Here is a 13,491-nt window from a genome sequence, read left to right on the forward strand (position 1 = left end):
TTCACTTATTTTGAATGTTGTACTTTAAAGATTTCGACCAAAAATACATTCCCATACCGAGTAAGGTTATTATGCCACCTAAAAACTGGAATAATGATATAGTTTCCCCTAATAATAGATATGCAAGGACTATAGCAAGAACAGGCTCACCAATAATCCCAACCGAGACAGTAGTTGCTCCAATCGACTTTAACAAAAGGTTAAAGATGTATTGACCAAAAATAGTTGGAATTATTGCAAGAAGCAAAAAATAAATCCAATCTGATGAAGCATAATTAATTAATGAGACATTATTTATCAAATTGTACACGAGCATAACAGTACCACCAATAAAAAAAACGAAAATGCTGTATATACTTGCATTGATTTTGCCGCTTACTTTTTGCCCGGCCAACAGATAGACTGAAGCAAAGAATGTGCCAATTAACGATAAACCATCGCCGATTAGTGCATCTTTCGAAACCCATATGTCTCCCCATGCAATAACAATCGAACCTAAAAGAGCAACAATCAGGCAAAAAACGGTTAGCAGGTTAACATGTTCTTTGAATAAAAAGTAAGACCCCATCATAACAAATAGCGGCTGTAACGATAAGATCACCATGGAGCTTGCAACTGAAGTATAGACCAATGATTCCATCCAGAATAAAAAGTGTAACCCTAGAAATAGGCCGGATAAAATAACGATGGCCCAATCTTTTTTATTCATCTCAGTAGAACGAGCCATTTTCCCAGATGTAAAACAGAGCATGATGATTACAGAAATAAACAATCTATACATCCCGGCCACTGAAGTAGGTGTATCTGAAAGTTTAATCATGATTGAAGAGATAGAAACGGACAAAATACTGATAAATAACAGAATAAACGGATGCAATAGTATAGGCGGTTTATTTGAACTAGCCATAGTTCCTCCAAAATGTGTGACAATCCCTGTGCACAGAATTGTATGATAAGTCTAGGCTGGATATAATAATATCACCGCCAAGATCAATATTGTGCAACTATATCTTTAATTTATATTGAAATATCGTCAAATAAGGAGAATAAGCACTTTGAAAAAGCAATTACACGAAGCCATTCAATTTCCTGATGATGCATTTCCATACATCATGTACACTCATACCAATTATGAATCTATTCCTAATGGCAGAGGGGTTAACGATCTACATTGGCACCAAGAACTACAAATTACTTTAGTGACCAAAGGGAAACTAACCATACAAGTCAACGGAATCAATTATGATTTAGAAGCAGGTCAGGCCATCTTTATTAATAAGAGCGTACTTCATATTGTTACGTACCTTAACCAAGAGGGTGAATATGTTAGTTTTAACTTCCCAGAGAAGTTACTCGCTTTTTATTCTGAAAGTGCAATGGAAAAAAAGTATGTACTTCCGTATACCAATTCATTCTTGTTAAGTTTAGAAATCAAAGGAGATAAGGACTGGCATAATCAAATCCTACAAATTCTTTGGGCTATGAAAAAAGAATTTGAATCGAAAAAAAAATGGGGATGGGAATACGAAGTTTCTATCAAAACTGTCCAGTTATGGTTAATCCTTATATCAAATTTTTCTCTATCCTCTGAGGAATCGTCTAAATATAACAGACTCCAGCAAGAGAGACTACAATTAATGCTTAGTTTTATTCACAAAAACTATTCTAATAATTTGACATTGAAGGAAATAGCAGATACAGCACATCTAAGTGTATCGGAGTGCACTCGAGGTTTTAAGAAAAGTATCCATATGACTCCGTATTTCTACTTAATTAAATATCGCATTAATAAAAGCTGTGATTTGTTAATAGCAACTGACTACACGATAACTGAAATCGCACAGCGAGTTGGTTTCAATAACGCAAATCACTTTATCCAGTCTTTTAAAAAACACTTAAACATAACTCCTAAGGAGTTCAGAAAAATTAGAAATGAACGAACTTAAAAAACAACAAAAGCAGAGTCGATCGCTTTGTCTGACTGCCTAGTGTTAGCGTAATTTCGATGTCCTTCGTAAATCTCGAATATATTTCCAAGACACAAGCTTAATGTTTTTCATTTTCTAATAGTCTATGATCTCGAGATCGCCATATAAACGATATCCCACTATTTTCCAATAAAGTTACGTTTATATCTTCATCCTTTTCGTCCTGCATGAATTAGTGTTCAATTCTCCTATATGATAAACTTGCAAGAAGTTATCTGCTATTTATCTATTAATAAAGGAGCGGAAAAATGAGATGGGCAAAAAGAAAAAAACATTACCCGCCAATTTTGCCGAGCTGGTTAAAACGAATGATATATCTGCCTTAAAAGAGGTATTTGAGCTATGCGAATGGGATGCCCGTGGGGGTTACAGCAAAGGTACCGCCCTCAGCTTCCGGCAAATACCGGATGAGATGGTTTCCTGGCTTGTGGAGCAGGGTGCTGACATCAACGCTGCCGACAACTATAAGCGTACCCCTCTTCATGCTCAGGCTGCAACCTGGTCCGGAAATGTCCCCTTACTCCTTGAACTAGGTGCAGATATGGAAGCTCTGGATTACCAAAATGAGACACCGCTGCACTCAGCAGCTGCTTCTTACAAAACAAAAGTAGTGCGTGATCTGGTGGTACGCGGCGCAAATGTCCATGCAGAAAATAACCGAAAAAACACACCTCTCGCCAAAGGATTATTACAATGCCGGAATATCGATATAGTTCACATGGCAGAAATCTCGCGAATTATGCTGGATGCAGGAGCAGTAATCACGCCGGAGATGAAGGAATCCGTGCGGCGTATCGGCAAGGATTTTGAATTCGTCAGAACAAATTACAATAAAGATCGACTGGATGAAACGGCAAATGCTCTCCTGGAGCTGTACCGGCAATTTGATGTCGAGCCTATAGCGAAACTGCAGAGACATGATGGAATCTCTCCTATCGAGGTAACGGAAGCCGCATGGCCCGCACAGCACCAAGAGCTGTGGGATTTTCTCGTCCCTGCTTCAGGACACGCGATAACGGTACAGGGTGAGGTTATCCGCATCACAGGGCGGGTGTCTCATGAAATCCTTAATAATGGCGGAGGAAACTGGGATGCCGATTACCGTAAAATGCTGGATGCACTGATACGGCATTTTAGCACGGGAACGCCTTTAGAGCCCGTCCTTCTTCAAGAGGCAGCTGTACTCGCCAAACGGTTCCGCAACATCGCTGGCAATGAGCAACCAGCCAGATTATGCGAGCTGGCGGTGCAATGGGTACTTGCCAATCCTCAGCCTATTTCTATGACACAACCCGATTATTCCCGTTAAGTCTATCCTGAATCCTTAACGTGTCTATTAGCTAACTAAAGAAAACAAAGAAACGCCCCGAAGAAAAAAACTTTGGGGCATCAGTTTACATGAATTCTATATCCAACAAGTTTTAAGGATAATGACGAGAAGAATGTAAAGCACAAGAATCGTACCCGTTGATGTCCAAGGATTAATACAAACTGGAGCCTTTTTTTGTTCTTGAACGCCCCCAACACAGTTATACCCCATTTAAATCCCTCCCTAATTAATTTTTTTAAATTTCACAACAGCATATGACTATGTATCATCAAGTGATTGGGCATTAAACAACTTTGCCGCTTGTATCTAAATCTATGATTCAATTCATTTTCTTTAACTTGACAAGCATACATAACTTTATGCTAATATAGACAAATCAATAACGTTGATATATCATCTATTCTTCAATTAGGAGAGATCATATGGATTCAAGAGAACCTTTAGGTTTGGTCATTCGAGATTTGCATTTAGAAATAGCAAATTATTTAACAAAGTTACTTGCTCCTTTTCGACTTGCACCTGAACAGCATCTACTTATGGCTCTGATGCTTGAGAAAGAAGGTCTATCTCAGAACGAGATTGCTGCTAATCTTGGTAAGGACAAAGCCAGTGTTGCCCGAATGATCGCCAGCTTAGAGAGCAAAGGTTACATACACAAAGTAACAAGTGCGCAAGATCGCCGAGCGGTAAATGTATATGTAACAGAAGAAGGACGGAAATTAGAGAATACTATAAATGAGGTGACGGTCAATTTAAACGAAATTATCGAGTCAGGATTATCTGCTTCAGATTACTCAACGTTAAAGACTTTGCTAACACATGTGCTGAATAATGTAAGAAGTGCTTAAAGCATTTCTCTCCCCCTTATAGTTGATATATCATCTATCATGCAAAAATAATACGAATCAAAATTCTGAAAAGAGGTTCATCATTATTATGGAATCATCATCAACTGTTCAAGTTAAACGTCCAGCCCTCATGGCCTTCTCGCTTATGTTAGGTGCATTCGTCGGGCTATTTAGTGAAACCGCCTTAAACATGGCTTTTACAAATTTAATGGATGAATTTTCAATCAACGCCTCAACGGTTCAGTGGCTAACCACAGGATATTTACTTGTATTAGGTATCCTCGTTCCAATATCCGCCCTATTAATGCAATGGTTTACCACTAGACAATTATTCACAGCTTCCTTGCTATTATCTATCGTCGGTACATTAATTGCTGCCCTCTCGCCTAATTTCACCTCATTATTAATTGCACGATTAGTGCAAGCCTTAGGGACAGGCTTATTGCTTCCATTAATGACCAATATTATTCTTATTATTTTTCCTGCACATAAACGCGGAACTGTCATGGGAATGATGGGGCTCGTTATTATGTGTGCACCGGCACTTGGGCCTACTCTATCTGGTTTAATTGTAGATCATTTTGGGTGGGAGTATATCTTTTGGATAAGCTTACCTTTATTGTTATTTACATTAGGTTTCGGATTAACATTCATTAAAAATGTAGCCAACATCACAAAACCTAAAATAGATATTTTATCCATCTTGCTTTCTACTTTTGGATTTGGTGGAATCGTCTTTGGTTTTAGTAACTTTGCTGATCATTCTTTGAGTGAAATCATTGTTTTGCTGCCTCTTATTGTTGGTTTCATCAGCTTAATCTTGTTTGTATTACGGCAATTTAAATTGGAAACCCCAATGCTGAATTTACGGGTATTTAAATATCCCATGTTTACGATAGGTCTTATAATGCTCTTTTTAGGAATGATGATCATTTTATCTTCTGCAATTTTATTACCTTTATATTTAAAAGGAGGTTTATTGTTATCGGCCACAATGGCTGGTACTCTACTTCTTCCAGGCAGTGTTATTAACGGGGCTATGGCTCCAGTTACGGGTAGAGTATTCGATAAATACGGTCCGAAATTATTGCTGCCGCTTGGATTTTTTATCGCAACCATTGCTGGTTTTCTATTTACAAGAAACTCTACTGAAACCAGTAGCCTAACCTTTATTTTAATACACTGCGCAATGTTTATCGGATTAGCTATGGTCATTATGCCCGCTCAAACCAATGGGTTAAATCAATTACCCGTGAAATACTATCCGGATGGGGCTGCTGTTATGAGTACACTTCAGCAAATTGCAGGTGCTCTTGGTACAACGTTCGCTGTTACGCTAATGTCTAGCGGACAAACACGATTCGCAAACACACATCCAACCGCTGCACAGCCTGAAATATTAACCGCTGGAATTACACATGCTTACTTATTTATCGCAGCAATTGCAGGTATTGGATTGATTATATCGTTATTTGTGAAGCGTATTCGAGTGTATTGATTTGTATGTGAAAAAGACAGTGGACATAAACTGCCCGCTGTCTTTTTTTTTAAGTATAACCCTAAGGCTTTAACTCATATGTTTTTCATAAAAAACTAATGTTAAGTTGTCATTTATTTTTTTGGTTTCCCCCGTGCTTCTATACCCTAACTTTTCATATAAATAGCAATTTCTTTGCTCCTGTATAATACTATCCAGCTCCCATTTCTTTGCATCTTTATATCTCTGTTCAATGATTGCAAAAACCTGCTGGGCAATCCCCTTCCCATGATGTTCTGGCAATATAAAGATGATGCTGACCCGATAAGTTTTATTATCCTTTTTAACGATACGGACACCGCACAGCAATATCAAAATACTTAATCATATAATAATCTGCAAAAGACTGATTAATTCGATCCCTGATTTGTTCCACAGATTCATTGGCTGGGCTGGTTTCATAATCTTTATATTTCTCCAGCAATGGCATAAAAGCTTTGACTTGCATTTCATGAATAAACGCTGCGTCGCTCGCGTCTGCTTTAGATAAAGAAATCTCCATAAAGTTATCCCCCTCCGAAAGTTAGTAAATATATAAGCTGTCAGATATTCTTTTTATCCACCGGTTTAGAGGAATCTCTAAAAGAGCCCAAGATCCCCGTAAACAGTCCAATTAATCCAATAAAAACGCCTATCCCGCGACCACCCTCATAGGCCAATATCACAACTACTCCAAACAATGTAATGTGAAGACCAAAAAGTTGAGTTTGTAGCACACTAGGCCGGATAAAATCTAATAATGATCCTGCGTGAAACATTACAACAACTAGCACAATTAGAGCGGTTAAGATCCATAATCCTAAACTAATCATCCATACCTCCATTAAAATTTATTATCCACTAGGCACTCCTGATTTCAAATAAAGACACTTGAGCCTCCCGGCTCCAGCGTCTCATCATGTTGATTTATGGTTTGTTTTTGGGAAGGATATAGAGTGTTCCGTCTTCTTTATATTCAGCATAGGCAATATCCTCAATGCAATTATAACCAGACTCTCTGACGCGTTCCTGAATCTGCTCCTTGTTCATCGATCTGCCCCGCATGGACTCTTCCAGTACCCTGCCTTTATCAATAACTGTTATGGAAAAAGCAGAAGACTGCTCAGCTTCAGACTTGCGCATAACCGATAGAGAGCCGTTCGTTTCAAGCAGAGCATACCGTACTTCACTTAGGGAGAAGATATTTTGTTGCCTCAGCATGAACAGCAGTTGGGTATACTCAATATCGTATTTCTCCAACAAATCCTGATTCACTTTGCCATCGTCAATTAGCAGCACTGTCCGGCCTTCCGCCATGTTCCCGAATTTCACAAAATGGGTGGTCACCTTTTCGAACAGATAAGATAATGCGGTCCAAATAAAAAGAGCAAACAGCAGATGCCAGATCTTCACCTCATCATCATATATCGTATTGCCGACAATTTCACTTAAAATCAATGAAGACAGAAAATCGAGTGGTGTCAATTGACTAAGCGTCTTGCGGCCGGTAATAAAGGTAATGATCCACAAACCAAAAAAGCTGATGACCAATTTGACGCCTATAGATACAAATATCTCCATTGCTGCACCTCCAGATGGGACTCGTACAGGCTCATTGCCCTTTTAACACGAAATCCATTCATGAGAGGTATTACACACTCCTAGTGGGGTATAAACAGCAAAAGATACTCTCTGCAACTTGCCTATGTTGGGATAGTTATAAGGAACGTTGTCCCTTTGCCTTTTTCACTATCGACTTCAATAGTTCCTTTCACTTTATCGACGGTACTGTAGACCATAAGCATACCCAGCCCCGTTCCTTCTGCTTTAGTCGAATAATACGGCTTACCGAGTCGCGATATTTCATCTTTAGTCATGCCGACTCCGTTATCTTTGATACTGATCATAATATTTTGTTTTTTTTCAAATATATCGATAAATAGCGTACCGCCATCGGTTTCCTTCATCGCTTCTATACCGTTTTTATATAAATTAATTAGACACTGCTGAATCTGGTTTCGGTCATAGTTTTTATTTAACGAATTATTAAAACTAAATTGGACATCTACTTTGTGCATAGTGGCATAAGGCATTATGATATTTTTAGTATATTCTGATTCTGCCTTCATATTGGAGTAAACCATGTTTTCAGATTGTGGCTTGGCAAAGGAGAGATAATCACTTACAATTTTTTCTGCTCGCTGTAGCTCTTGTAGAGATAACTCTACAAAGCCCTTTTCCTCTGGCGTCATCGTTTTAGATTTATTTAATAGCTGCAAAAAACCACTAGTCACTGTAAGTGGATTTCTGATTTCATGGGATACACTTGCCGCTAGCTCGCTGACGACATTTAATCTTTCTGATTGAACAATCCGTTCCCGATTTTTAATATTGGAGATAATCTTCTCAATCAAAATCATAATGACACTCATCACCCCAACATGAGTTGTCAACGCATTTAATGAAAGAATCCAAAATTGCCTGTCTAAGGAATCCTGAACAAAACCTAAAATTAACAGATAAACCCCCATAATTAGCAAAGCAATCAGACTTGCCGCAATCACACGGCCCTTCGATGGTAATTTTAAAAATCTATTTTTATATAACGGCACCAAAATCAGAATCGCTGTCGCAAATAGAAACGAATAAAATACGCCACCTCCACCCACATAGAATCTGTAAGCATTCAAAATAATATATAGAGGAAGAACGTTCCTGTATCCTCCAAACAGTGCCACAATAATAAACGGAATGTACCTTAAATCAAAAATATAGCCAATTTCAAGTCTGATAGGTTTTGCAATACAGAGACTCATGGTCACTGCAGACATAAAAACGAGAATCAATCTATTGTAGGAATAGGCCCGATTCTCAAAGAATATTAGAAATGTTAATACTGGAAAAAGCAAAAACAAAAAATTTAAAAGTAGGGTTTCAAACAAGAGATGACTTCCTTTCAGCCTTTTGCTGCGTAAATGAATATATTCAAGGTTATATTAAGAGTTTTAGATCATTACCTAAGCTAACATTATAAGTCACAGTATTGACTATACACTATGTATTTCTCAACCATTTTTCAAATAATCCCAAAAAATCATACTATAGAACCACAATTAGCAAAAAAATACAGACATCTGAAGTCTGTTTGGGGTCATCAATTTTCGTATTCCTGAATATCTAAATTGTAAACTGTACCTTCGTAGTTTTTAAGGGCGCATAAATCTAGAGCTGCCACCTTTCTGTATCTGAGAGAAGGAGAGGATTTCATTGCATCCCATAACCGTAATCGAAATTGTAACGTCGGTTGGGTTTGTCCTTGTCATTTTTGTTATAGTATTAGTTTCACCTACGAGGATTAGAAAACTCGGTTTAATCGTAGCCTCTATATTAACATTACTTTTGCTTTTATCCTTTGCGATTCGTCCCGTTTGGATTGAGTTTCAAGTTTCTAAAAAAACAGAACAACTTAATCAATATCTGGAGAAAAAATACCCTTATCAAGAGTGGGAGATTAGCCGGCCAGAAGGTAGACAATATAATCCTTATCATTTAACGGTTAGATTTAAAAATGAAGCGGGCTGGGCTTATACCTATTTAGTAGCAGACAATAATATTCATCAAATCGTTTGGATCCCACCAGAAGGCAAATCTCCTGAGGAAGGAACGCATTCGGAAATGAATCATTAAGTTGTCTTACACAGAAAACAGCCATCCCCTCAGGATGGCCGGTTTTTATTTCACTAAAAATCCGTTAACTGTGATATGGAGCGGAGTCAAACTAACTTCGCTCGGATCTCCACTTTTGATAATAGCAATGGAGATAGCTATAAGCAATATTTTCCGGAGAAGAAATAAGTACTACAGCCTAAAAACAATTTGATTTCCTGTCTCATTGTTCTTGAAGGGTTTACCATGTTCCCTGAACTCTAATATAACACCTGAAGGATCGTCAGAAAGCGGTGGAGAAATTACGTAATTATAAGAAGCTTGTCCGGTTGAACTTCCGCCATTCATCATTCGACTATCATATTCTTCGCCTATAAACAGCTCGAAAAAGCTATGGTTATGAGAATTTGTTGGAAGCTCAGTTGTCATGTCCCAATCTATATTAAGGGTGACCACACTAGCATTACTATATTGGCGTATAGAGGTCAGTGTATAAAAAAATCCATCTTTCTCAATTGATTTAAGAACTGCAATATGTTTTCTAAAATCAATTGGCTCAACCATCGGTTTAAAATGATCTTCACTTAGCAACGTCCCAAATACTGCTTTCAAAAAATCCTCATAGAGCTCATAATTTTCTGCCCATTTAGAGATAGATTCAAACGGTGGGAATCCTGGATTATTATTCGAGATTTTCTTTCGTTGCTTGATCAATGCACATATTTGCTCGTCAATATCCTTAATTTTCAGATCGTAATGTTCGGTTGGTCGTACAAAGGGCATCCTTTTCATTTTGAACCTCCTTTTTGCACAAATGCAAAAGAAATCTCAGCTTCACATACAAGCTCACTATTTACTGTTGCGGTGCCTTTGCCTTTTACAATTTCACCTTTCATCCGATTGACTTCGAATTCGAGAAGAAGCTGATCCCCAGGCGTTACTTGGCGCTTAAAACGGGCATTATCTATGCCAACTAATAACGCTATCTTGCCCATCAGCTTCTCGTTTTTGCACATTGTGATTCCGCCTACCTGGGCTAATGCCTCCACAATTAAAACACCCGGCATAACAGGATGCTCAGGAAAATGGCCGCTAAAAAACGGTTCATTAATGGATACATTTTTAATACCTACTGCTCTTTTGTTCTCCTCCAACTCTATAATTCTGTCCACTAAAATAAACGGATACCGATGAGGAATAAGTTCTACAATCTGCTGTATATTTAGCATAATTCCCGTCTTAGCCTCCTAAAATACTTTTTGGGTAATTTTAACATCAGAAGTGATTTTGTACTACTCAAAAATACCCGGACAACTGGCCTATAACATCACTTCTGGAGATCCTAAAAAAACAACGGCAACCCTGGACTAGAAAATAAAGTCCACGACTGCCGCTTTTTATTGATCTATTGTACCCTAGCTTAAGATTCAACTCGATTAACAAACACCTGTGTCTTTCTCCCTGCTTCAATTCGTTCAGTGAATTTTCCGCCAGTGTATTCCTCTATCACCTTTTTCCAAAAGCGTTGTGCGGGCTCGTTATTATCTATTTGGTAAACTTCCCATTGCCCCTTATGTATATTAAAAATATCTTTTGCAACTAGTCTACCTAATCCTACTCTCCGATACTTTTTTATAATAAAAAACTCTGCAATGGAAAAGTATAAATCATCATCTCTATTTTTTATTTTGACTAAAACGAATCCAGCATTTTTCCCATTCAGAGTTAACAGATATGGGAAATTCGAGTCCTCTGTCCAGTAATCATTGAGAGGATAATCATTAAATTTTCCGTTTTCTTCAAGGTGCAAATCCATATACTCGGAGAAATCATACATATAAAATTGCATTAGGTTGTTGAGGATTTCTTTTTCTTCAAGGGTCGCCCTTTTAATTTGATAGTTCATCTAAAAACCATCCCATATCTATATTTTATCTAATTAGTAACGGACTCTTCTATTTTCTCGGATAAGTTTCTTCGCATCCTTTTGAAATAAAATGATTGTTGTTGTACGCTTCAATGGATTGATTCCCAATTACTTTGCAGTAATATTTTACCACTCAAGAATACTCTCTTTCAACTTTACAAATTTTTACTTTGTAATTTTGGTACCATTCTTTCTTACCTTTCTCCTGAGCAACTTTGTGAGATTGATGCTGTTTCCAGTTCCTAATCGCGTCCAAGCTCTCCCAATAAGAAATCGTAATACCTGCTCCTGAAGAATCCCTGACACTTTCCACTCCTAAAAACCCAGGTTGCCCGGACGCAAGCTGCTCCATTTTTTCAGCCATAAGGTTATACCCGTTATCCCCCTCCGTACGTTGACTTGAAAATATGACTGCATAATAAGATCCGTTTGATTCATGAACCATTCCGCTCAAACTCCCCTTTAATCGTAGATGTTTTTATATAAAACAGATTATACTATTATAATTAAGATAAAAATAATGAATATTAATTGTTAGTTTAATGAATTTTTTTCATACATTATTGAGGAGAGAAATCATTATGAATCTTTTAAAATATCAAATTTTCAGTAAGGTAGTTGAGATCGGCAGCATTACCAAAACAGGAGAGATATTAAATTTAACACAATCAGCCATCAGTCATGCGCTTTCTAGCTTAGAAGCTGAATTCGGACTGTGTCTTCTCATAAGAAACAGATCGGGTATCCGGTTAACCAACGATGGCGAACGTTTAATCCCACATATCAGAGAAATCCTCCAACTTAATGAAAAACTCAATCAAGAAGTAGCTGCATTAAAGGGTGTCGAAATCGGCACTGTGAAAATAGGTGCTTTCTCTAGTGTATCGATCCAATGGATGCCCCAAATCATTAAACAATTTCAAAATCAGTTTCCACATATTGAAATAAAACTACTTGATGGTAACTACTCTGAAATAGAAGAATGGATTGCCGATGGAACCGCTGACTTGGGATTTGTTAATCTGCCTACTCGAGATGCTTTTCATGTGGTCCCTCTTCAAAAAGATAGGATGGTCTGCATTATGTGGCAGAATCATCCTCTCGAGCGCCAATCAACCATCCGCCTTGAGCAATTGATTGATGAACCTTTTATCATGCCCATTGCGGGTTGTGACACCGATGTAAAGCGAATTTTCTCGCAAAATAAACTCACACCCACGATCAAATATGAATTAGAAGATGATCATGCCATAATAGCCATGGTACAAAATGGTTTAGGGTTAAGTATTCTCCCAGAAATGATTTTGTCACATCTCCCCGACAATGTATGTTATCGCCCATTGGAAGGCGAGTATTATCGTTCTATTGGTATTGCAGCCGCCTCCATTAAAAATGCCTCTCCAGCGGCAAAAAAACTAATTGAATTCATAACACAATGGATCACCAACGTGCCCATCCCTCCGCATTACCGTGATTTATGAGATGGCTCAACGCGCTGTCTGTAACGGCAAGCTTTAAGGCTATCCTTCGCAGAGTAGTCCTTTTTTTTCCAGCATTAACGTTAGCGTCAGGGGAAACGATTCTTCACTATGTATCTTTTGCGTAATTCACAACTCCGGGGACACGATAATTTGCACAACATAGAGAACAGCCTGCTGGCTGTTCTCTATCGCTGTCTACCTTAGAAGCACGTGAACGAGCTAATCCGATTCAAATCAATGCCGAAGTACGACCAGAAAAAACCATTCCATCTGAACCCTGCAATAGAATTACGTCCGACGAATACCGGAAAGAACCAGAATTGCTCGCCGTTGTTCAGCCAAATGTATGTGTTGCGGAACAGGCAGCGTCTGATCCCGCCGGGATCAATGGCAAATGTGGTAGACGACATTTGTGGCACGAATTGCGGTGGAGGAGCCGTCGGCGCTTGAACGCCTCCCGGTGCACCCCCCGGAAATTGTCCGGGGGTTCCACCCGGAAACCCTGGTCCCCCTGGTCCTCCTGGTCCTCCCGGCACGCCAGGTCCGCCTGGGAATCCTGGAAATCCCCCGCCGGCTCCCGGTGTTGGAAAAAATCCCATATGTGATCGCTCCTTTCAATGAGTAGGCATAATCATCATATGCATTCGCGGAGAGAGCGTTTGGGCGCAATAGGCGTTTTTCCAAAAAATGAAAATCAACAATAAGATCTAACATAGGCACTATCAGAAACCTAAC

16 protein-coding genes and 1 pseudogene are annotated in these 13,491 nt (G+C 38.6%); 6 read left to right on the forward strand and 11 right to left on the reverse strand.

The features are described from left to right. Position 1: 1 nt before the first annotated feature. Positions 2-907, reverse strand: a complete 906-nt coding sequence (locus tag NSQ91_RS20465) for a DMT family transporter (RefSeq protein ID WP_340919592.1) — start codon at positions 905-907, stop codon at positions 2-4. A gap of 148 nt (positions 908-1,055) precedes the next feature. Between NSQ91_RS20465 and NSQ91_RS20470 the strand changes: the two genes are divergently transcribed. Both NSQ91_RS20470 and NSQ91_RS20475 read left to right on the forward strand, forming a co-directional pair. Next, positions 1,056-1,946 carry an AraC family transcriptional regulator gene (locus NSQ91_RS20470; protein ID WP_076301723.1) on the forward strand — a complete coding sequence of 297 codons (891 nt, stop codon included), beginning with the start codon at positions 1,056-1,058 and terminating at the stop codon, positions 1,944-1,946. A gap of 295 nt (positions 1,947-2,241) precedes the next feature. Continuing rightward, entirely contained in the window at positions 2,242-3,297 is a 1,056-nt protein-coding gene (locus NSQ91_RS20475) for an ankyrin repeat domain-containing protein (RefSeq protein ID WP_340919595.1), read from the forward strand. Between the two features lie 96 nt (positions 3,298-3,393). Here the strand turns inward: NSQ91_RS20475 and NSQ91_RS20480 are convergent, their stop codons facing one another. Continuing rightward, positions 3,394-3,474, reverse strand: a complete 81-nt coding sequence (locus NSQ91_RS20480; protein ID WP_232061537.1) for a YjcZ family sporulation protein — start codon at positions 3,472-3,474, stop codon at positions 3,394-3,396. Positions 3,475-3,740: 266 nt separating this feature from the next. On the opposite strand from NSQ91_RS20480, the gene NSQ91_RS20485 reads away from it, so the two are divergent. Both NSQ91_RS20485 and NSQ91_RS20490 read left to right on the forward strand, forming a co-directional pair. Then, positions 3,741-4,166, forward strand: coding sequence for a MarR family winged helix-turn-helix transcriptional regulator (locus NSQ91_RS20485; protein ID WP_076183004.1), 426 nt, complete (start codon positions 3,741-3,743; stop codon positions 4,164-4,166). A 79-nt stretch (positions 4,167-4,245) separates the two neighbouring features. Next, entirely contained in the window at positions 4,246-5,664 is a 1,419-nt protein-coding gene (locus tag NSQ91_RS20490) for an MDR family MFS transporter (RefSeq protein WP_370510795.1), read from the forward strand. Between the two features lie 69 nt (positions 5,665-5,733). Here the strand turns inward: NSQ91_RS20490 and NSQ91_RS32085 are convergent. The 4 genes and pseudogenes from NSQ91_RS32085 to NSQ91_RS20515 all read right to left on the reverse strand — a co-directional run bounded on the left by NSQ91_RS32085 (position 5,734) and on the right by NSQ91_RS20515 (position 8,624). Beyond that, a pseudogene (locus tag NSQ91_RS32085) lies at positions 5,734-6,205 on the reverse strand (GNAT family N-acetyltransferase). Between the two features lie 40 nt (positions 6,206-6,245). Further along, positions 6,246-6,515, reverse strand: a complete 270-nt coding sequence (locus tag NSQ91_RS20505; RefSeq protein ID WP_340919606.1) for a hypothetical protein — start codon at positions 6,513-6,515, stop codon at positions 6,246-6,248. Positions 6,516-6,609: 94 nt separating this feature from the next. Then, complete coding sequence (locus NSQ91_RS20510) at positions 6,610-7,263, reverse strand: DUF421 domain-containing protein (protein WP_076190621.1); 654 nt, start codon at positions 7,261-7,263, stop codon at positions 6,610-6,612. 122 nt (positions 7,264-7,385) lie between these two features. After that, on the reverse strand, positions 7,386-8,624 hold the full coding sequence (locus NSQ91_RS20515) for an ATP-binding protein (RefSeq protein WP_076127331.1): 1,239 nt from the start codon (positions 8,622-8,624) through the stop codon (positions 7,386-7,388). A gap of 325 nt (positions 8,625-8,949) precedes the next feature. Between NSQ91_RS20515 and NSQ91_RS20520 the strand changes: the two genes are divergently transcribed. Beyond that, positions 8,950-9,369, forward strand: a complete 420-nt coding sequence (locus NSQ91_RS20520) for a hypothetical protein (protein WP_076127333.1) — start codon at positions 8,950-8,952, stop codon at positions 9,367-9,369. A gap of 171 nt (positions 9,370-9,540) precedes the next feature. On the opposite strand, the gene NSQ91_RS20525 is transcribed toward NSQ91_RS20520, so the two are convergent. The 4 genes from NSQ91_RS20525 to NSQ91_RS20540 all read right to left on the reverse strand — a co-directional run bounded on the left by NSQ91_RS20525 (position 9,541) and on the right by NSQ91_RS20540 (position 11,720). Continuing rightward, a complete protein-coding gene (locus NSQ91_RS20525) occupies positions 9,541-10,140 on the reverse strand; it encodes a chorismate mutase (protein ID WP_076304879.1) in 600 nt (199 codons plus the stop codon). Beyond that, the gene (fabZ, locus tag NSQ91_RS20530; RefSeq protein ID WP_340919613.1) at positions 10,137-10,577 is read right to left on the reverse strand and encodes a 3-hydroxyacyl-ACP dehydratase FabZ; all 441 of its coding nucleotides are present in this window, start codon (positions 10,575-10,577) and stop codon (positions 10,137-10,139) included. Before fabZ ends, NSQ91_RS20525 begins: the two co-directional genes overlap by 4 nt. A 191-nt stretch (positions 10,578-10,768) precedes the next feature. Beyond that, the gene (locus NSQ91_RS20535) at positions 10,769-11,254 is read right to left on the reverse strand and encodes a GNAT family N-acetyltransferase (protein WP_076304877.1); all 486 of its coding nucleotides are present in this window, start codon (positions 11,252-11,254) and stop codon (positions 10,769-10,771) included. Between the two features lie 154 nt (positions 11,255-11,408). Continuing rightward, complete coding sequence (locus tag NSQ91_RS20540) at positions 11,409-11,720, reverse strand: antibiotic biosynthesis monooxygenase family protein (RefSeq protein WP_076127341.1); 312 nt, start codon at positions 11,718-11,720, stop codon at positions 11,409-11,411. Between the two features lie 136 nt (positions 11,721-11,856). Between NSQ91_RS20540 and NSQ91_RS20545 the strand changes: the two genes are divergently transcribed. Next, a complete protein-coding gene (locus NSQ91_RS20545; protein WP_076127343.1) occupies positions 11,857-12,756 on the forward strand; it encodes a LysR family transcriptional regulator in 900 nt (299 codons plus the stop codon). A gap of 200 nt (positions 12,757-12,956) precedes the next feature. Here the strand turns inward: NSQ91_RS20545 and NSQ91_RS20550 are convergent, their stop codons facing one another. Continuing rightward, positions 12,957-13,355, reverse strand: a complete 399-nt coding sequence (locus NSQ91_RS20550; RefSeq protein ID WP_076304876.1) for a transporter — start codon at positions 13,353-13,355, stop codon at positions 12,957-12,959. Between the last annotated feature and the right edge of the window lie 136 nt (positions 13,356-13,491).

The organism is Paenibacillus sp. FSL R7-0048 (genome assembly GCF_038004505.1).
Classification (GTDB): domain Bacteria; phylum Bacillota; class Bacilli; order Paenibacillales; family Paenibacillaceae; genus Paenibacillus_AQ; species Paenibacillus_AQ odorifer.